At 67.0% G+C, this 19220-nt stretch carries 16 protein-coding genes and 1 rRNA gene; 9 read left to right on the top strand and 8 right to left on the bottom strand.

Features of this window, described 5'->3' with window-relative positions; translation table 11 throughout:
* Positions 1–5: 5 nt before the first annotated feature.
* Together HDA44_RS26420 and HDA44_RS26425 are read left to right on the top strand one after the other, a co-directional pair.
* A complete protein-coding gene (locus HDA44_RS26420; protein ID WP_184838901.1) occupies positions 6–749 on the top strand; it encodes an SDR family oxidoreductase in 744 nt (247 codons plus the stop codon).
* Positions 749–1720, top strand: coding sequence for an LLM class F420-dependent oxidoreductase (locus tag HDA44_RS26425; protein WP_202887572.1), 972 nt, complete (start codon positions 749–751; stop codon positions 1718–1720). Before HDA44_RS26420 ends, HDA44_RS26425 begins: the two co-directional genes overlap by 1 nt.
* A 116-nt stretch (positions 1721–1836) precedes the next feature.
* On the opposite strand, the gene HDA44_RS26430 is transcribed toward HDA44_RS26425, so the two are convergent.
* Genes HDA44_RS26430 through HDA44_RS26445 form a run of 4 tightly spaced genes read right to left on the bottom strand, consistent with a single transcriptional unit; the run spans position 1837 to position 5591 of the window.
* On the bottom strand, positions 1837–2583 hold the full coding sequence (locus HDA44_RS26430; RefSeq protein WP_184838903.1) for a hypothetical protein: 747 nt from the start codon (positions 2581–2583) through the stop codon (positions 1837–1839).
* A 21-nt stretch (positions 2584–2604) separates the two neighbouring features.
* Entirely contained in the window at positions 2605–3018 is a 414-nt protein-coding gene (locus HDA44_RS26435; protein ID WP_184838905.1) for an MmcQ/YjbR family DNA-binding protein, read from the bottom strand.
* Between the two features lie 10 nt (positions 3019–3028).
* Complete coding sequence (locus HDA44_RS26440) at positions 3029–4888, bottom strand: sensor histidine kinase (protein WP_184838907.1); 1860 nt, start codon at positions 4886–4888, stop codon at positions 3029–3031.
* Entirely contained in the window at positions 4878–5591 is a 714-nt protein-coding gene (locus HDA44_RS26445) for a response regulator transcription factor (RefSeq protein WP_184838909.1), read from the bottom strand. Before HDA44_RS26445 ends, HDA44_RS26440 begins: the two co-directional genes overlap by 11 nt.
* A 113-nt stretch (positions 5592–5704) precedes the next feature.
* Here HDA44_RS26445 and HDA44_RS26450 point away from each other — a divergent pair, with 113 nt between their 5' ends.
* From HDA44_RS26450 to HDA44_RS26465, 4 genes are all read left to right on the top strand, one after another.
* On the top strand, positions 5705–6775 hold the full coding sequence (locus HDA44_RS26450) for a hypothetical protein (RefSeq protein WP_238352554.1): 1071 nt from the start codon (positions 5705–5707) through the stop codon (positions 6773–6775).
* A complete protein-coding gene (locus tag HDA44_RS26455) occupies positions 6772–8067 on the top strand; it encodes a peptidoglycan-binding protein (protein WP_184838911.1) in 1296 nt (431 codons plus the stop codon). Before HDA44_RS26450 ends, HDA44_RS26455 begins: the two co-directional genes overlap by 4 nt.
* On the top strand, positions 8064–8759 hold the full coding sequence (locus tag HDA44_RS26460) for an ABC transporter ATP-binding protein (protein ID WP_184838913.1): 696 nt from the start codon (positions 8064–8066) through the stop codon (positions 8757–8759). The genes HDA44_RS26455 and HDA44_RS26460 overlap by 4 nt, the downstream gene beginning before the upstream one ends.
* A 194-nt stretch (positions 8760–8953) precedes the next feature.
* A complete protein-coding gene (locus HDA44_RS26465; RefSeq protein WP_238352555.1) occupies positions 8954–10144 on the top strand; it encodes an ABC transporter permease in 1191 nt (396 codons plus the stop codon).
* Here the strand turns inward: HDA44_RS26465 and HDA44_RS26470 are convergent.
* Entirely contained in the window at positions 10046–11395 is a 1350-nt protein-coding gene (locus HDA44_RS26470; RefSeq protein ID WP_184838915.1) for an MFS transporter, read from the bottom strand. The genes HDA44_RS26465 and HDA44_RS26470 overlap by 99 nt on opposite strands.
* 16 nt (positions 11396–11411) lie before the next feature.
* The gene (locus HDA44_RS26475) at positions 11412–12041 is read right to left on the bottom strand and encodes an alpha/beta fold hydrolase (RefSeq protein WP_184838917.1); all 630 of its coding nucleotides are present in this window, start codon (positions 12039–12041) and stop codon (positions 11412–11414) included.
* A gap of 154 nt (positions 12042–12195) precedes the next feature.
* Between HDA44_RS26475 and HDA44_RS26480 the strand changes: the two genes are divergently transcribed.
* Complete coding sequence (locus HDA44_RS26480; protein WP_184838919.1) at positions 12196–13041, top strand: SAM-dependent methyltransferase; 846 nt, start codon at positions 12196–12198, stop codon at positions 13039–13041.
* A 136-nt stretch (positions 13042–13177) separates the two neighbouring features.
* Here the strand turns inward: HDA44_RS26480 and HDA44_RS26485 are convergent, their stop codons facing one another.
* The gene (locus HDA44_RS26485) at positions 13178–13621 is read right to left on the bottom strand and encodes a YciI family protein (protein ID WP_184838921.1); all 444 of its coding nucleotides are present in this window, start codon (positions 13619–13621) and stop codon (positions 13178–13180) included.
* A 502-nt stretch (positions 13622–14123) separates the two neighbouring features.
* Here HDA44_RS26485 and HDA44_RS26490 point away from each other — a divergent pair.
* Positions 14124–15398, top strand: a complete 1275-nt coding sequence (locus HDA44_RS26490) for a pre-peptidase C-terminal domain-containing protein (protein ID WP_337906442.1) — start codon at positions 14124–14126, stop codon at positions 15396–15398.
* Positions 15399–15493: 95 nt separating this feature from the next.
* Here HDA44_RS26490 and HDA44_RS26495 read toward each other — a convergent pair whose 3' ends face one another.
* Complete coding sequence (locus tag HDA44_RS26495; RefSeq protein ID WP_337906443.1) at positions 15494–16675, bottom strand: M20 metallopeptidase family protein; 1182 nt, start codon at positions 16673–16675, stop codon at positions 15494–15496.
* Positions 16676–17379: 704 nt separating this feature from the next.
* On the opposite strand from HDA44_RS26495, the gene HDA44_RS26500 reads away from it, so the two are divergent.
* Positions 17380–18904: ribosomal RNA gene (locus tag HDA44_RS26500) — 16S ribosomal RNA — on the top strand.
* The last annotated feature ends 316 nt before the right edge of the window (positions 18905–19220 follow it).

The raw sequence follows: 19220 nt of genomic DNA on the forward strand, positions 1-19220 counted from the left end.
CTCCGATGCGACGGAACATCCTGATCACCGGCGCCAGTTCCGGGCTCGGTGCGGAGATGGCCCGGCAGTTCGCCGCGAAGGGCCATGACCTGGCGCTGACCGCGCGCCGTACCGAGCGCCTGGAAGCGTTGCGGGCCGAGCTGGCCGGAAGTTATCCACAGGCCAAGGTGGTTATCCACACGCTGGATGTGAATGACCACGAGCAGGTCTTCGAGGTGTTCCGGGCGATCGACGCCGAACTGCCGCTGGATCGAGTCGTGGTGAACGCCGGTCTCGGCAAGGGCGCCCCGCTCGGTACCGGCCGCTTCGACGCGAACCGGGACACCGCGCTGACCAACTTCGTCGGCTCGCTCGCCCAGGCCGAGGCGGCGATGGAGCTCTTCCGGGCGCGGAACGCCGGCCATCTCGTCCTCATCTCGTCGATCTCCGGGTTGCGCGGTCTGCCGAAGACGGTCACCACGTACGCGGCGACCAAGGCCGGCCTCGCCGCGCTCGGCGAAGGGCTCCGAATGGAGCTGCTCGGGAAGCCGATCAAGGTGAGCACGATCTACCCCGGTTACATCCGGTCCGAGATGAACGAGAAGGTCGCGAACACGCCGCTGATCGTCGGCACCGAGCCCGGAGTACGCGCGATCGTCGCCGCGATCGAGGCGGAGAAGGCGAAGGCGTACGTGCCCCGGTGGCCGTGGGCGCCGATCGCGCGGGTGATGCGGTTCGCGCCGCTGCCGGTGCTGAGGAGGATGATCTGATGCGGTGGGGGCTGACCGTACCGTTGACCGGGGTGCCGCTGCGTGACCATCGGGACCTGATCTCGGAGCTGTACGACCTCGGGTACACCGATCTGTGGTCGGCGGAGGTCGCGGGCGCGGACGCGTTCACCCCGCTGGTCCTCGCGTCCGAATGGGACGACCGGCTGCGGTTGGGGACAGCCGTCGTACCGGTACACACTCGCGGTCCGGCCGCGCTCGCGATGAGCGCGGCGGCGCTCGCGGACCTCGCACCCGGCCGGTTCGTACTCGGCATCGGCGCGTCGTCCGAAACGATCGTGACCGGGTGGAACGGGATCGCGTACGACCCACCGTTGGCGCGTACGCGGGACGTACTGCGCTTCCTGCGGCAGGCGTTCGCGGGGGAGAAGGTGGACGGGTCGTTCGACAGCTTCACCATCAACCGGTTCCGGTTGGAGAAAGCGCCGGACGTACCGCCCGCGATCATGCTGGCCGCGTTACGCCCGCAGATGCTCCGGCTGGCCGCGCGAGAAGCCGACGGCGCGATCACGAACTGGTTGTCCGCCGAGGACGTACGCCAGGTCCGCGCCGAGCTGGGCCCCGGCAAGGAACTCGCCGCCCGCATCTTCGTCTGCGTCACCGAAGACGCCGAGATGGCCCGCAACATCGGCCGCTACCTGATCGCCACGTACCTGACCGTCCCCGGCTACGCCGCCTTCCACGACTGGCTCGGCCGCGCCGACCTGATGAAACCCATGCGCGAAGCCTGGTCCACCGGCAACCGCAACGCCGCCATGGCCGCCATCCCCGACCACCTCGTCGACGCCCTGATAGTCCACGGCACCCCGGCCGAATGCCAATCCCACATCAACCGCTACATCGAAAACGGCCTCGACACCCCCATCATCGCCACCCTCCCCACCGCCACCCCTCTCCTCCAAACCGCCCAATCCCTCGCCCCGAACCGAAGGACACCGCTCCGCGGCGACTGACCTTCTGGCACCTTCGGTGCCGCGCCGACCCGCTCGTGGGCTGCTTGCCTGGCCAGTTGGTGGGTTGCCTGGTGGGAATTCGAGGGGGTGACGCTGCATTTGAGGGGGCAACGGGTTCAGGAGGGGGTTAGTTGGAAGGCGGTTACGCAGAGGGGGGCGGGGGGTAGTTGCTGGATTATCAGGATGCCGGTGGTTTGGGTGTTGTTGGTGGTGCCGGTGAGGGGGATTACGAAGGTGGGGGACTGGCCGATGGGGTGGCCGGGGGTGAGGTTGGTGGGTGGGGTGAGGAGGGTTTTGATCAGGGTGGGGAGTAGTTGGCGGGAGTTCGCGCAGGCCAGTTTTGTGGCGGCGGTTGAGTTGTTGGCGTTGAGGTGGGTGACGAAGCGGGCGGCCAGGGCGCTGGCTTCGGCGGCTGTGGCGGGGTTCGCGGGGGAGACCGGCTGACCGGTGGACGTCCAGGTGGTCGACCACGTCGTCGTCGAAGAACTGCTGGACGGCCGACCAGTTGGAACACCAGTCCGGCCGGCAGTTGGTGCGGTGGTCGCGGCGGGCGGTCGTGGAGTGCGCGCCGCCGCTCCCGGTGACGCCGATCCGGACGAGGCCCCAGGCGAAGAACCCGGTGTGGACGCTGGTGAAGGTGCCTGGGAGGTCGGTGGTGAAGTGGCGTTGGTGGTGTGGTTGGTGACCAGGCGGTAGGCGAGGATGCCGAGTGCGGCCAGGGCTACCAGGGTCAGTACGGCGATCAGGGCGATGATCAGGCCGGCGCGGCTCTTCCGGGGTGGCCGGCCGTACGGGGGCGCTGATTGGAAGTCCTGTACCGGCGGTTGCCAGCGCTGGTTCGGCTCGGGCGGAAGTGAGCTCACGGGGTCAGTGTGGCAGCGTGGTCAGGCCAGGCGCTGCTGTTTCAGCCAGATAGTTGCCCGCCGGTTCGAGGCGCGGGAGAGCCAGGCGTCCTGGATCACCTCGGTCAGCTCCTGGCGGGACAGTTCGCCGAGCCGGCTCGCGCGTACGAGCACGGACGGATGCCCGTCGAAGTGCGGTGTGGTGAAGAACGGCTTCGACTCGTCCGACACCAAGGCCAGCTTCTCGTCCTCGGATTCGACCCAGATCATGATCACGTCGTCGTACCGCTCCCCGGTCACGTCGTCGACGGCGTCCGGCCGGGGCGTACGGAAGAACACGAACGACTTCCCGCCGACCTGGTACACCGGCCGGTCGGTCCCGTCGTCACGTTCCCATTTGGTGACGTACGGCATCCCGCCGGCGATCTTGTGTACGTCAGCCACCCGCGCCTTCATGTCAGACAGGTTAGTCAGCCGGAATCCACACCGTGAAGGTCGATCCGGAACCGACGACGCTGGTGACGGTGATGCGCCCGTCGTGCGCCTCGATCAGATGTTTGGTGATCGCCAGACCAAGTCCACTGCCCCCGGTACTGCGGGTACGCGACTGATCCGCCCGGTAGAACCGATCGAACAGATGCGGCAGATGTTCTTCCGCGATCCCGGTCCCGTTGTCGGTGACGGTGAGTTTGTACCCGTCGTCGACCAGCCGTACGCCGACGACAACCTGCCCGCCGGGCGTGTACCGGATCGCGTTCGAGACCAGATTCCCCAACGCCTGCCGAATCCGCGCGCCGTCCACAACCGCAATCGCCGGCGCGACAGCTGTCGACGTGAGACTGACAGCAGCAGCGTCCGCAGCCGGTCGATGCGCCGAAACCACCTGATTGGCCAGTTCGGTCAGATCCCGCGGCGCCGGATGCAGGCGCAGCATGCCCGCGTCGGCGAGGGCGAGATCCTGCAGATCGGCGACGAGATGTTCGAGCAGCGCGGTCTCTTCGAGCAGCGAGCTGACGAGTTCGCGATCGAGCGGTACGACGCCGTCCTCGGACGCGACCAGGTACCCCTTGATGTTGGCCAGCGGCGTACGCAGCTCATGCGCTACGTCGCTGACCATCGCCTTGCGCTGGAAGTCGTGCCGCTGGATCGATTCGGCCATGTCGTTGAACGCGTTCCCGAGCCGCGCGACCTCGTCCTTCCCGCTGACCGGGACCCGCGCCGCGTGATCGCCGTTGCGCATCCGCTGCGCGGCGCCGGTGAGCGCGACGATCGGCCGGACCAGGCGGCGGCCGGCGAAGATCATCACCAGCGCGGCGATCAGCAGTACGCCGAGGGCGGTCGCGGCCGTACGCAGCAGTCCTTCGCCGGAGAACACGTCGAACGTGCTCTTCGCCCCGAGGTACAGCTTGGCCGGCGGCGCGACGTACGGCGTCAGTGCCTGCACCCGGGCCTGCGTGGCGCACTCCATGAACCGCGCGGAAGCCGTGCCGTCGTCCTTCGGCTGGACCGACTTGATCCCGTCGTAGTCGGTGAGGTCGTACTTGACCCCGGCCTTGTCCAGACAGTCGGTGGCCCGCCGGATCTCGTCGTCGTTGACGATCTTCGCCTTCGCGCTCGGCGCGTTCAGCCCGGCCGGCATGCAGTTGTCCGGATTCGCCCGCACCAAGGGCTTCTCCAGCTTCTTCACGTTTGCGGTCGACCCGGCCGATTCGACCATCACCTGCGGGATCCGGTCGGTTGTGGACACGCTCGCGGACTGTCCCTTCGCGGCGTAGCAGGCGACCGCCTTCTTGGCCAGCGCATCGCGGGCGCGCTTCTCCTCGTCGGTCATGCCCCAGCCCGGGTACATCATGAACGGGGTTCCGATCACCGGCGACACCGTCGCGTACCCCTCGACCTTGCCGAACGCGACGGTCTTCCGGGCCGCGTACACGGTCGTCGTGCCGGCCAGTGTCGCGGACCCGTCGTTCCGCGCGTCGATGGTTGCCGCCGGCACCGACGGGAGTTCGGGCGCGGCGCCGAGGATCCGGGCCGAGTCCGTGATCACCGTGCCGTCCTCGGCCGTGACCGCGATCCGGCGGCCGAGCTTGTCGGCCAGGTCGTGCACAAGTTTGTCCACACCCGACCAGCCCGGATGCTCCGAGGCGTACTTCGACAGCTCGCCGTAGATCTCGCCGTCCACCTGGAGCTGCCCGGTGTTCAGGTCGATCTCGCCCTGCAACTTCTCCGACGTGCTGTACGTGGCGATCACCGCGGTCGCGATCACCGCGCCGAGCGCGACCGCGAGCGACAATCCGAGGAACCGGATCAGCACGCTACGACGCATGGTCGGCCGCCAGCTTGTCGGCGAGCTTGTACCCGACGCCGTAAACGGTCTTCAGGTACGCCGGCTCGCCCGGCGACGGCTCGATCTTCTTCCGGAGGTTCATCATGTGGACGTCGACGGTCCGGTCGAACACGTAGTGGTCGAAGCCGAACGCGTGCTCCAGCAGTTGCTGCCGCGAGAACGCCCGCCCGGGGGAAGCGGCCAGACAGGCGAGGATCTTGAACTCCGCCGGGGTCAGGTCGATCAGCTCCCCGGCCACCCGCACCTCGTGCCGGCCCGGGTCGATCTCCAGCGCACCGACCCGGTACACCTCGCCCTCGCCGCGGACTCTCGTCCGGCGCAACACGGTGCGGACCCGGGCGACCAGCTCCCGCGGGTTGTACGGCTTGGTCAGGTAGTCGTCCGCGCCCAGGTCGAGCCCGAGCAGCAGGTCGTCCTCGGTGGACCGGGCGGTCAGCATGATGATCGGCAGGCCGGCGCCGTTCGAGGCGTCGGCGCGCAGTACGCGGCACACGTCCAGGCCGTCCACCTTGGGCATCATCACGTCGAGTACGAGCAGGTCGGGGCTGCGCCGGCGGGCCTCGTCGATGGCGGCCCGGCCATCGTGCACGACGACGGTCAGGTGCCCTTCGCGTTCGAGGTACCGCCGGATCAGATCCGCCTGTTTGAGGTCGTCTTCGGCGACCAGGATCCGCGCTGGCATACGCACCAATGTCGCCGAAGATGATGAGAATCCGATGAAGATCGGCTGAGAGCATCAGGTGCAAACCGGTCCTTCACAGGTTCTTCACGGCCTTGACGGCACGCTCGGCTGCCATGGGAATGACACGGAAAGCACCGGCCGGTGCGCTCGCGGTTATCGCCGTCCTGGCGCTGGCCGCGTGTGGCAACGGCAACGACCCCGCCCCGGTGGGCGGCGACAAGAAGAGTGAGAAGAGCCCGCTCGCGGAGTACATGGGCGACGGTTTCGCCACCGTGTCCGGCGGCGGCGCATTCGTGTCCGCGACTCGGTTGGGTGGCGGCAAGCAGCCGAGTGAGGAGGATCTGGCCAAGCAGCGCAAGGTCGAGGACGCGACCGTCGCCTGCATGAAGAACGCGGGCTTCGAGTACATCGCGGTCGCGCCGGACTCGGCCAAGAAGGGCAAGTTCGACGACGCGTTCAACCTGCCGCCGGACAAGTTCGCCGAGCAGTACGGGTACGGCATCAGCACGATCGACTGGTCCAAGGCCGGACCGGACGACAGCAGCGACCCGAACAAGAAGATCCGCGACGCACTGTCCCCGACCGCCCAGAAGGCGTACGACAAGGCGCTGAACGGTGACGGCGGCGGCCCGGCCGGCACGGTCAAGGTCGAAGTAGGTGGCGACGGCCCGTCGAGCAAGGGTCAGCTGGACCAGGGCTGCCGCGGCAAGGCAGCCGCCGATATCTATGGCAAGGGCGAGGACCGCGAGGCCGATTTCAAGAAGTACGAGAACCTGTTCAAGGACATCCAGGCGCTGTCCCAGCGGATCGACGCCGATCCGCGCGTGGTCGACGCGACCAAGGCCTGGTCCGACTGCCTCGCCGACGCCGGTCAGCCCGGATTCAAGAAGCTGAACGAGCCGCAGGAGAAGATTCGCAAGGAACTGGACACGCTGACCGGGAACAAGCCGAGCGGGGACGGCCCGATGAAGGTTCAGGGCCCGCCGTCGTTCGACAAGGTCGACGCCGCGAAGCTCGGTGACCTGCGCAAGGAGGAGATCGCGCTGGCCACCGCCGACCAGAAGTGCAAGGCGTCGAAGTACAACGAGCCGTACAAGACGGTCCAGTACGAGCTGGAGAAGGAGTTCGTCGCGCAGAACAAGGCGCAGCTGGAGGCGTACCGCGACGGAATGGCGAACCGGTGACCTCATCACCCAAGTCCCGGCGCCGGGTCCTGGTCGGGATCTCCGCGATCGCGGCGGCGTCACTCGGCGTCGGCGTGGTCGCGGGCAGCCGGATCACCTCGCCGGAGGACGCGGCCGCGAAGACCGCGCCGCCGAGCGCCTCTCAGATCACCGTTCCGGCGGAGAAGAAGGCGCTGTCGAGCAAGGTGGTCGGTCGTGGGGACGCGTCGTTCGACGGCGCGGTGAACATCCGGGTCGAAACCAGCGGCCTCAAGACACCGGCGATCGTCACCGGAAAGGTGCCGGCCGTTGGTGCCACCATCACCGAGGGCAAAGCGTTGCTGGAGATCACCGGGCGACCGGTGATCGCGCTCGCCGGTACGTTGCCGATGTACCGCTCGCTCTCGCCCGGCAGCAAGGGTCCGGACGTACTGCAGTTGGAGCAGACCCTCGACCGGCTCGGCTTCGACCCGGGCAAGGTCGATGAGGAGTACGACGGCGACACGGCCCGCGCGGTGGAGCGGCTGTACGAAGCGGCCGGGTACGACGCGCCGGCGCCCGACGAGGGTCTCCAGCAGGCCGTGGACGGGGCGAAGAAGAACGTCGACGGGCTGAAGAAGGCGCTCCGGCAGGCGCAGGTGCAGCTGAAGCAGGCGAAGGCCGCGAAGGCCAAGGACCTGACGGTACAGCAGGGTGCCGTCGACGACGCCGAGGCGAACCTGGCTGACGGCCGGCAGGCGCTGAACGAGGCCGAGTTCAAGGCGGGTACGCCGCTGCCGGTGTCGGAGATCGTGTACGTGAAGACGCTGCCGCGCCGGGTCGACAAGGTGAACGTCGAGCGCGGCGGCACGGTGAACGGCGTGGTGATGTCGGCCAGCGGGGCCTCGCTGGTGGTCACGCTCAAGGTCGACGTGCAGACCGCCGAGCACCTGAAGGCAGGCATGCCGGCGACGCTCACCCTCGGCGACGGCTCGACGGTCGCGGCGAAGGTACGTCGAATGACCCGCAACGGTGACAACTACGACGTGGTGGTCGCGCCGAACAAGCTGACCGCAAAGCAGATCGAACAGCTGCGGGACGCGAACGTACGGGTGTCCATTCCGGTCAAGAGCACCACTGGAAAGGTGCTTGCCGTACCGATCGCCGCGGTGTCGTCAGGCTCCGACGGCGGCGCGCGGGTCGAGGTACTGCGGAACGGGAAGATCGAGCTCGTACCGGTCAAGGTCGGACTGTCCGCGGACGGGTACGCCCAGGTCACGCCCACCGGCGACGCGACCCTGACCGAGGGCGATCAAGTGGTGGTCGGGCGATGACCGGCGCCGTCGGGGTCGCGCTGCCGGCGCCGGTCGTGGAGATGATCGGCGTCCGGCGGTTCTTCCCGGGGCCGCCCGAGGTGGAGGCGATCCGGGACGTCGATCTGACCATCCGGCAGGGCGAGTACCTGTCGATCGTCGGACCGTCCGGGTCCGGGAAGTCGACCCTGCTGCACCTGCTCGGGCTGCTGGACAACCCGAGCGACGGGACGTACCGGCTGGACGGCGTGGACACGATGAGTCTGCGCGAACGTCGTCGGGCCGTACTGCGCGGCGAGCGGATCGGGTTCGTCTTCCAGTCCTTCCATCTGCTCAACCACCGGACCGTACTGGAGAACGTCGCGCTCTCGATGGTGTACGTCGGCGTACCGCGGAAGGAGCGCGTCGCCCGGGCGCGAGTCGCACTGGAGCGAGTCGGGCTCGGGCACCGGATGGAGTTCGGGCCGGCCACCCTGTCCGGCGGTGAGCGGCAGCGGGTCGCGATCGCCCGCGCGCTGGTCGCGGAGCCCAGTCTGCTGCTCGCCGACGAACCCACCGGAAACCTGGACACCACCAACGCGGAGGCGATCCTCGAAGTGTTCGACGAGTTGCACCGGGACGGAATGACGCTGGCCGTCATCACCCATGACGAACATGTCAGCGCGCGGGCCCAGCGCCGGGTTCGCATCGTCGACGGGACGCTCCAGTGGTGAACCCCCCAGCAGGCCCCCCGGAAGATCCCGCCGGCGGGCCGTCCACCTCTCCGCCCGGACCTGACTGGTTCGGCCCGGAGCCGGAGGCGCCGCCCGCCCACGCGGCGTCTCCACGGTCCCGCCGCCGCGGATTACTGCGCCGTGCTTCCGAGCGGTTCCGCGGCGGCGGGTCCCGACTTCGCACCGGACCCGCCTTGCGAGACGTACTGGACGAGGCGCTGGCGGGCGTCGCCGCGCGGCCGACCCGGCTGGTGCTGACAACGCTCGGCACCGTACTCGGCGTGGCCGCACTGGTCGGGACCGTCGGACTGGGACAGACCGCGGGCGGCCAGATCACCCAGAAGTTCGATCTGGCGGTGGCGACGCGCGTCGTCGTATCGCCGGACGACAAAGGCGGTGACGACAAGGAGGCGGCCACCGTACTGCCCTGGGACGCGGCGGACCGGATCGCCCGGCTGAACGGTGTGGAAGCCGCCGGCACGGTCAGCGCGGTCGACGTCGGATCGGACCTGGTCCAGTCGGTCGCGGGGCTCGGTGACCAGAGCGAAGGCCAGGCGCTGAAGGTGATGGCCGGTTCGGCCGGGCTGTGGGACGCCGTCCGGGCGACTCTCGCCACCGGGCGGTTCTTCGACGCCGGGCACGACCAGCGCGGCGACAAGGTCGTTGTCCTCGGCAAGCATGCCGCCGAGCGGCTCGGCATCAACCGGGTCGACGGGCAGCCGGCCGTGTTCATCGGCGACCAGCCCTACACGGTCATCGGCATCCTCGACTCGGTCGCCGGCCGGGCCGAGCTGAACGACGCGGTGATCATGCCGAACGGTACGGCCCGGACCGGGTACGGCCTGGAGTCACCGGACGCGGTCGAGATCCGGACCGCCGTCGGCGCGGCCCAGTTGATCGCCAAGCAGGCACCGATCGCGATCGACCCGAACAACCCGAGCACCCTGCGGGTCGACGCGCCGCCGAAACAAGGCGCCGTACGAGAGGGCGTCCAGGCGGACCTGAACGCACTGTTCCTGCTGCTCGGGGCGGTCGCGCTGCTCGTCGGTGGGCTCGGAATCGCGAACGTGACCCTGCTGTCCGTACTGGAACGGGTCGGGGAGATCGGGTTGCGCCGGGCGCTCGGAGCGGCGCGAAGACATATCGCGCTGCAGTTCCTGGTGGAGAGCGTGATCGTCGGCTTCCTCGGCGGACTGCTGGGTACGGCGGTCGGCGTCATCCTCACCGTCGGGGTGTCCTTCGTACGGGACTGGACACCGATCCTGGACAACCGGTTGGCGTTCGGTTCACCCCTGCTGGGTGCGGTCATCGGCCTGATCGCCGGCACGTACCCCGCCTGGAAGGCCTCCGCCATTCAGCCCATCACCGCGTTGCGCGGCGCGTGAGCTGAGCCGTCCGTACACCAGGCCGGAACCGGCGAAGCCGAGCACGATCAGTGCCAGCACCGGGTAGGACTTCCCGTTGTCGGGCAGGATCGTCGCGCCGAGCGCCGCCGCGGAGACCTGCCCGACGTTGAAGATCATGTCGTACAGCGCGAACACCCGGCCGCGGTACACGTCGTCGACACCCGTCTGGACGAGGGTGTCGACGCTGATCTTGATGCCTTGCGCGCAGATACCGGTGAGGAAGCCGCCGATCACCAGCGCGGGTTTCGTGTACAGGCCGATCGGCACGATCGTCACCACGGCCGCGACGAAGAACAGCACCGTGATCCAGCGCCGCAGCGACAGCACCCGCGTACCCCAGGGGGTGATCAACGCGGCGACGAACAGCCCGGCGCCGACCGCGCCGGTCGCGATCGCCAGTGCGCCGAAGGCCTGATCGAGCTGACCGGGACCGTAGAAGTAGTTGCGGTACAGCAGGATCATCGCGACCGTCATCAGGCCGAAGAAGAACCGCAGCGAGCCGATCGCGGCCAGTCCCAGCGCCGGCTGCTTGCGCTCCCGCAGGTGCCGCCCGCCGTCGACCAGGCCGGTCGCGATCGTCCGCACCGCGGCGAGGATCCCCGGCTCGTCACCGCGCAGGTCAGGGCCGAGCTGGTCGCGGCGCAGCCTCAGCGCGAGCAGGGCTGCCGCGACGTAGATGACGACCGTCAGGCCGAGGACGGACAGATCGGAGTCGACCAGCAGTTTCACGCCGGCGCCGATCCCGCCGCCGACCAGGAAGGCCGCCGTGCCGGAGGTCGGGGTTACGGCGTTGGCCATCACCAGCTCGTCGCGCTCGACCACGTGCGGCAGACCGGCGGAGAGCCCGGAGAGCAGGAAGCGGTTCACGCCGAGGGTGAGGAGGACCGCGAGGTAGAACAGCACGCCCGCGTTGCCGGCGGCGACGATCGCGCCGACACCGATCACGAGTACGGCCCGGGTCAGGTTCGCCCCGAAGAGGATCTGGCGACGGGACCAACGATCCAGCAGTACGCCGGTGAACGGGCCGAGGATCGAGTACGGCAACAGGGCGACCGCGAACAACCCCGCGATCGCGGCCGCGTCCGGCGCTCGTTCCGGCGAGAACAGCACGTACGACGCCAGCGCGACCTGGAATACGCCGTCACCACACTGCGACGTCAGCCGGACCGCGAACAGCCGCCGGAAATCCCGGCGCCGCAGCAACGTCCCCAGATCCCGGATGAACCGCACGCCTGCACTGTAACCGTCAGCGGTTGGGCAGCAGGTACTCCAGCATGGCATCCGCCTGGCCGAGCATCGGGAAGTGCGAACCGGGCAGTTCGTCCGGTGCGAAGCCGAGCCGCTCCGTCGTCACCCGGCGCAGGAAGTCGACCGGGAAGACCCGGTCGTCACGGGTGATCACCGCCCGGGTCGGCACCTCCGGCCAGCGTTCGAACGTACACGGATCGTTCATCGGGCCCGCGGTCTGCGTACGCAGCTGCTGCCGCGCCTCGGCGGCGTACTCGGCGGGGAGATCGTGGAAGAACAGGTCGGCATCGCTTGGTTCCACGACGTGACCGGTGTTCGGCCACCACTCGCTGATCCGCTCCCCGGGCGCGGGCACCATGGCCGTGACCAGCACGAACTCCTTCACCGGCAGGCGATCACACACCAGCGTGCCGGTGAATCCACCGAGTGAGTGCGCCACGACGACAACCTCTTCACCGTCAGGCACCGCGTTCACCACGGTGTCGACGTACGCCGCCAATCCGGCCGACGGATCTTGACAAGGCAGATCCACCGCGATTACTTCATGCCCACGCGCGCGCAGCCCGTCAGTCACCGGATGCCAATGCCAGGAAGTGCATCCGGCGCCCGGGATCAGTACAAATCGCATGCTCAATTCAATCCTCTGTAAAGGCCAATCGGGAGACGCGCCGTAGGTAGTGGGGTTCAGCCGCCGGGCGATAGGGTCATGCTGACGGTGTCACAGTCCGTTGCGCACCGGTTACGACGGCCCGGTTCCGGGCCGCAGCGCGGATGGGAAATTCATGGCTGAATCGCAGGACGAGAACGTCGACCCGCGGATGTTCGAGCAGCTCCGGCTCGACCGGCCGCACGGCGCTCGGGTGTACGACTACTTCCTGGGCGGGAAGGACAACTTCGCGATCGACCGGCAGGCCGCCGAGCATCTGCTGCAGGCGTTCCCGGGATTCCGAACCGCCGCCCTCTCGAACCGGATGTGGATGCACCGCGCGGCCAGGTACGCGGCCGAGCAGGGCATCACCCAGTTCCTCGACGTCGGCACCGGTATCCCCACCAGCCCGAACCTGCACGAAGTGGTCCAGGAGATCACCCCGTCGGCCCACGTCGTGTACGCCGACAACGACCCGATCGTGCTGGCGCACTCCCGGGCGCTGCTGGTGAGCAAGCCGGAAGGCAAGACGGCGTACCTCGAGGCCGACGTCACCGACCCGCAGAAGATCCTGGGGTCCGACGAGGTCACGGGGCTGATCGACTTCAGCCAACCGGTCGCGCTCAGCATCGTCGGGGTCTTCCACTACCTGCCGGACGCGCTCAAGCCGTACGACCTGGTCCGCCAGCTGGTCGAGCCGCTCGCGCCCGGATCGCTGCTGATCTTCTCGCACTGCACGCCGGACTTCGCGCCGGAGCTGTGGGAGCGGGCGATGGTGGTCTACAAGGCCGACGGCGGTGACGCGCAGGTCCGCAGCAAGGAAGAGGTCACCCGCTTCTTCGAGGGCACCGAGCTGGTCGAGCCAGGCGTCGTGTCCCCCTTCCGGTGGTACCCGGACCAGGAGACCGACCGACTGGTCGAGAAGGGCGAGTTCACCGACATCATGTGCAGCCTATGGGTCGGAGTCGGCCGCAAACTCTGACGGCGCTGGCCGCAAACCCCTGACGAACTCCCGGCGGCGCCGATCCTCCCCGGCTCCGCGCCGCCACCCCGTCAGCCGCCGCTCGCCCGCGCCGCGCCGCCGCTCCGTCGTCCACCGGTGCCTGACCCGCCGGTCGTCAACCGCCGCTTCTTTGCAGGTTCTCCACGGTCTTGAGGGCCGTCGCGTCCTCCAGCGCCCGCGCCTCCGGTGTCAGGTTCTCGCCGAAGTCCGCCGCGGTCGCGCTCGCCCGGATCTCCAGCCGCCCGGTGTTGCCGCCGTCGGCCGCCAAACAGCGCCAGCCCCACTCGAGCGCCTCTTCCCGGGACGCCACCTCGATCAGGCAGAACCCGGCAATCAGCTCCTTGGTCTCCGCGAACGGCCCGTCGATCACCCGGCGTTCGCCCGCCTCGAGCTCCATCCGGAACCCTTTCGAGCTCGGCAGCAGCCCGTCGGCCGCCAGCAGCACGCCCTTCTCGGCCATCTCCGCCATCACCAGACCCATCGCGGTCAGGCTCTCCTCGCTCGGCAACCCACCTGCCTCGGACTCCTCGCTGGCCCGGAACATCATCAAGAAGCGCATCGCAACCCTCCACTCAGCGTTAAATCCCGAGACGAATCTATACAGCGGCGGGGACCATCGGGCAGGCTACTCACAGTGTGTCCATGTACACCGGCCGTGAGTATGTCAAGTGAGGCGCGCCGGAGTCCCTGAGGAGACCCGCCCCATGCAAACCCGCCCCCGCCCGTCCGATGCCCGACGTGTCGGTATCCCCAACTGTTCGACCGACCCCAGCCGAGGCGCGTACACAGCCCGCTGCGCCACCTGATCCCAGACCACCCGGGGCCGCCGATCCCACCGAGATCGACGGCCCCGGGTCTTTTCGGGGGGAACCGCCCATCGGGGGGACCGTGAGGAAGGACCGACAGTGAAAAGAATCCGCCGCATCGGTGCATTGGCGTGCTCCGGTGCTGTTGTTTTCGGAGGGCTGGCTGCCGCATTTGGCAACCAGGCCAGTGCGCGGCCGACACCGGTTGACCAGCTCTTGTCACAGCCATTGGCCGGCAGTCAGGCGCTCAGTAAGGTGCAGACCCGGCTCAGTGAGGTCGCGGAGCTCAACCGGCTTCCGGTAGCTCAGCTCCGGCAGACCCTTGCCACCGACAAGACTGCCTGGCTGGACGCGGACAGCAGACTGTTCTTCCGCGAACCCAGTCTGACCACCGCACGGAAGTCACCCGAAGCATCACCACGCTGGGCGCGTACCGCGGTGGCCGGCGCGACCGGTCCGGCGTTCCAGTTGCACAGCAAACCCGGTTCGAACCGGGTGATCTACCTGGATTTCGATGGTCACACCATCACCGGTACGGCTTGGAACGCGTCCAAGGGCGTCGACCCGGTGAACGTGTCCCCGTACGACACCGACGGCAACCCGGCGACGTTCAGTACCGCGGAGCAGGACGTGGTGCGAGACGTGTGGGCGCGAGTGGCTGAGGACTACTCGACGTTCGACGTGGACGTGACGACCGAACAGCCGCCGCAGTCCGCGATCGACCGGTCCGGTACGTCGGACCAGCAGTACGGCACCCGCGTACTGATCGATCCGGACACCTGGTACCAGTCCGGTTGTGGCTGTGGTGGTGTGGCGTACGTAGGGGTGTACGACAGTTCCAGCCGGCATGACTACTACCAACCGGCTCTGGTGTTCACCAAGGGAGTCGGCACTGGTGCGAAGAACCTTGCCGAGGCGGCGTCGCACGAGGCGGGCCACAACGTCGGCCTGAGTCACGACGGCACGTCATCCGTCGGGTACTACCAGGGTCATGGCGCGTGGGCGCCGATCATGGGCGTCGGGTATTACCGGGGCATCAGCCAGTGGAGCAAGGGCGAGTACGCCGACGCCAACAACAAGGAAGACGACTTCGCGGTCATCGGTACGCACGGGCTGGCGTTGCGTGCTGACGAAGCCGGTGACACTACTGCGACCGCGGCCGCGCTTGCGGTTGGTACGCCGGTGTCCGGTGTGATCGCGAAGGCGGACGACACCGACGTGTACCGCGTCGACATCAGTGCCGCCGGCAACTACACCGCAACGGCGGACGCGGCTCCGACCGGTGGAAACCTCGACATCAAGCTGGACCTGCTGGACAGTTCCGGTGCGGTTGTGGCGTCCAACGACCCGGCCTCCGGGCAGAGCGACGCCGGCACGCCGACGGGACTCGGTGCGAGTGTCAGCACCGCGCTTCAGCCGGGTCGGTACTACCTGCGGATCGACAACGTCGGCTACGGCGATCCGCTGAACACGGGCTACTCGACGTACGGCAGCCGCGGCGCGTACAGCCTCGGCATCAAGCCCGCCTGATCCCTGCGGCTGGTCGGTCGCTGGCGGACCGACCAGCCCCAGGCCCTGGTCAGAGCGGTACTCGCCGGCGTCAACGCCCACCTGGCCGACGAACGTCAGGCCAAGTGGCCGGCCGCCAGTTGTGCCAGCGCGACCGCTTGGTCGCCAAGAACCGCATCGTCGAACCGCACGATGCTCGAATGGTTCGACGGTGCCTCCGCCGCGGACACGTCGTCCGGCCGGGCGCCGACCATCACGAATGTGCCCGGGACCTCCTTCAGCACCATCGAGAAGTCCTCGGCTCCCATCAACGGGTTGTCGAGGCCCTGCACCCGATCCGCTCCGAACAATCCGGTGAGCACCTCGAACGTCTCCGCCGTACGCGCCACGTCGTTGACCGTCACCGGGTACTGCGGATCGAGCCGCGCGTCGGCCGTACACCCATGCGCCGCGGCGATCCGCTCCGCCAATGCCGGCAGCTCACGCGTCAGCTGATCGAGCATCGCGTCCGACAACGTACGCACCGTCGCGCCGAGCCGAGCGGTGTTGGGGATGACGTTGATCGCGACACCTGCCTCGAGCTGCGTCACCGTGATCACCACCGGGTCGAACACACTCACACGCCGGGTCGCGTACGCCTGCAATGCGAGCACGATCTCCGCGACGACCGGTACCGGATCGACGGTCCGGTCAGGCATCGACCCGTGCCCACCCTTGCCGCGTACGGTGATGTGCAACTGGTTGGAGCTCGCCATCGTCGTACCGGGGCGCAGCTGGAACACTCCCCTGGCCGCCTGCGCCCAGACATGCAGGGCGTACGCCGCGATCGGCTTGTCGCCGGTTGCGTCGAGTAGACCCTCGCGCAACATGTACCCGGCACCGCCGAGACCTTCCTCGCCCGGCTGGAACATGAAGAGCACGTTGCCCTTCAGTTCCTCCCGGCGCGCGCTCAGCAGCTGGGCCGCGCCGACGAGTCCGGCGGTGTGCAGGTCGTGGCCGCAGGCGTGCATGTTCCCGTTCTCGGCCGCGTACTCCAGCCCGGTCTCCTCGACCACGGGCAACGCATCCATGTCGCCACGCAGGAGCACCGTCGGTCCTGGCTGACCACCACGCAGTACGGCAACGACGGAGGTGAGCTCCTGTCCCGTGGTCACCTCGAGCGGCAGGCCGGCAAGCGCGTCCAGCACGACGCTCTGCGTCCGCGGCAACATCAGCCCGACCTCAGGCTCCCGATGCAAGACCCGTCGCAACTCCACCAGCCCGGGAAGCACCGCCGCACCTTCACCCAGAAACTCCACCAATCCACCCTTCATCCGGCAGGCCAACCCCCCACACCGCCCCAACCCACCACAAACCCGCCACCGGGGTCCACCCCACTCCCCCGTGCGGGCGAATAACCACTTGCCCGGTAAGGCATCATGGAACTGTTGCCCGCGGAGACGCGGTCGACCGAACTGAAGAGGGACCAAGTACGACTCCCCTCAGCGCCGCGGGACGGGTGCCGAGGCCGGGTGCGGACAGGGTCGGAGGAAGCTCCAGGACCCCGATTTGCATCCGGACCATGGATGTCAGTAATGTTCTTCTTGTTGGAGCGAGGCGCGGACGCGAAAGCGGCCAAGCCCTTCAACAAACTCCCTGAAGGATTCGTAAGCCGAAACCTGCCTCGGTAAGTTTCGGTAAATGAGTCACGCAGAGAGACTGGATCGAAAAAGGCCGATTTGACCGGCTGGAAGCGAAACAGTAAAGTTGGGCGAGTTGCCCCGGAGCTTCAAACGAAAGTGCGAAGCGCGGTGTGCGTCCGATTCTTGAGAACTCAACAGCGTGCCGAAAGTCAATGCCGAAAGATGCATTAACCCCGTCTACAGGCATTTGTTTGTCTGTGGCGGATTCCTTTGAAGTAATACGGATGACAAGCCAGTGATGGTTTTGTTTCTGATTCAAAGGGTCATTCGATGTTGTTGACTGTCCGGGGCTCCTTTGGGGTTTCGGTTGTCTATATTTTTCAACGGAGAGTTTGATCCTGGCTCAGGACGAACGCTGGCGGCGTGCTTAACACATGCAAGTCGAGCGGTAAGGCTCCTTCGGGAGTACACGAGCGGCGAACGGGTGAGTAACACGTGAGCAACCTACCCTCAACTTTGGGATAAGCCTCGGAAACGGGGTCTAATACCGGATAATATCTCATGCTTCATGGTGTGGGGTTGAAAGTTCTGGCGGTTGGGGATGGGCTCGCGGCCTATCAGCTTGTTGGTGGGGTAATGGCCTACCAAGGCGTCGACGGGTAGCCGGCCTGAGAGGGCGACCGGCCACACTGGGACTGAGACACGGCCCAGACTCCTACGGGAGGCAGCAGTGGGGAATATTGCGCAATGGACGAAAGTCTGACGCAGCAACGCCGCGTGAGGGATGACGGCCTTCGGGTTGTAAACCTCTTTCAGCAGGGACGAAGCGAGAGTGACGGTACCTGCAGAAGAAGGACCGGCCAACTACGTGCCAGCAGCCGCGGTAATACGTAGGGTCCGAGCGTTGTCCGGAATTATTGGGCGTAAAGGGCTCGTAGGCGGTTCGTCACGTCGGGAGTGAAAACTCGGGGCTTAACCCCGAGCCTGCTTCCGATACGGGCAGACTAGAGGTAGGCAGGGGAGAGCGGAACTCCTGGTGTAGCGGTGGAATGCGCAGATATCAGGAAGAACACCGGTGGCGAAGGCGGCTCTCTGGGCCTTACCTGACGCTGAGGAGCGAAAGCGTGGGTAGCGAACAGGATTAGATACCCTGGTAGTCCACGCCGTAAACGTTGGGCGCTAGGTGTGGGGGACATTCCACGTCCTCCGTGCCGCAGCTAACGCATTAAGCGCCCCGCCTGGGGAGTACGGCCGCAAGGCTAAAACTCAAAGGAATTGACGGGGGCCCGCACAAGCGGCGGAGCATGCGGATTAATTCGATGCAACGCGAAGAACCTTACCTGGGTTTGACATATAGGGAAATCCTCCAGAGATGGGGGGTCCGTAAGGGTCCTATACAGGTGGTGCATGGCTGTCGTCAGCTCGTGTCGTGAGATGTTGGGTTAAGTCCCGCAACGAGCGCAACCCTCGTCCTATGTTGCCAGCACGTCCTTCGGGATGGTGGGGACTCATAGGAGACTGCCGGGGTCAACTCGGAGGAAGGTGGGGATGACGTCAAGTCATCATGCCCCTTATGTCCAGGGCTTCACGCATGCTACAATGGCCGGTACAAAGGGCTGCGAAACTGTAAGGTGGAGCGAATCCCAAAAAGCCGGTCTCAGTTCGGATTGGGGTCTGCAACTCGACCCCATGAAGTCGGAGTCGCTAGTAATCGCAGATCAGCAACGCTGCGGTGAATACGTTCCCGGGCCTTGTACACACCGCCCGTCACGTCATGAAAGTCGGCAACACCCGAAGCCGGTGGCCTAACCCTTGTGGAGGGAGCCGTCGAAGGTGGGGCTGGCGATTAGGACGAAGTCGTAACAAGGTAGCCGTACCGGAAGGTGCGGCTGGATCACCTCCTTTCTAAGGAGCATTCGGCGCTGGGCTGCAGAGTTTTCTCTGGGTCTTGGTGCCTATTCATCACTGCCCGGGCGTACGTCTCGGGGTGATGGTGCTTCGGAATGTGGAACATTGACCATTAGGTTCGGAGCCTGCTCGAGTGAGCTAGTACTGCTGATACTTCCTTTCAGGGGGTGGATGCGTGGAACGTGAGCGAGGGTCAGGGGATGGACCGAGGCGCGCTGTTGGGTCCTGAGGAATCGGACCTGACCATCAGGGCCCGTTGGGGTTTTGGGGGTTGGGGCTGTTTCTTCTGGGTCACGGATCGACCGGGACGGGT

The organism is Kribbella solani (assembly GCF_014205295.1).
Classification (GTDB): Bacteria; Actinomycetota; Actinomycetes; order Propionibacteriales; family Kribbellaceae; genus Kribbella; species Kribbella solani.

Bases quoted from the DNA above. Each gene is read 5' to 3' on its own strand.
- HDA44_RS26420 (WP_184838901.1), top strand. From the start codon at position 6: ATGCGACGGAACATCCTGATCACCGGCGCCAGTTCCGGGCTCGGTGCG.
- HDA44_RS26485 (WP_184838921.1), bottom strand. From the start codon at position 13,621: ATGCGCTTCTTGATGATGTTCCGGGCCAGCGAGGAGTCCGAGGCAGGT.
- HDA44_RS26435 (WP_184838905.1), bottom strand. From the start codon at position 3,018: ATGAAGGCGCGGGTGGCTGACGTACACAAGATCGCCGGCGGGATGCCG.
- HDA44_RS26445 (WP_184838909.1), bottom strand. From the start codon at position 5,591: ATGCCAGCGCGGATCCTGGTCGCCGAAGACGACCTCAAACAGGCGGAT.
- HDA44_RS26475 (WP_184838917.1), bottom strand. From the start codon at position 12,041: ATGCGATTTGTACTGATCCCGGGCGCCGGATGCACTTCCTGGCATTGG.
- HDA44_RS26440 (WP_184838907.1), bottom strand. From the start codon at position 4,888: ATGCGTCGTAGCGTGCTGATCCGGTTCCTCGGATTGTCGCTCGCGGTC.
- HDA44_RS26425 (WP_202887572.1), top strand. From the start codon at position 749: ATGCGGTGGGGGCTGACCGTACCGTTGACCGGGGTGCCGCTGCGTGAC.
- HDA44_RS26460 (WP_184838913.1), top strand. From the start codon at position 8,064: ATGACCGGCGCCGTCGGGGTCGCGCTGCCGGCGCCGGTCGTGGAGATG.
- HDA44_RS26480 (WP_184838919.1), top strand. From the start codon at position 12,196: ATGGCTGAATCGCAGGACGAGAACGTCGACCCGCGGATGTTCGAGCAG.
- HDA44_RS26450 (WP_238352554.1), top strand. From the start codon at position 5,705: ATGGGAATGACACGGAAAGCACCGGCCGGTGCGCTCGCGGTTATCGCC.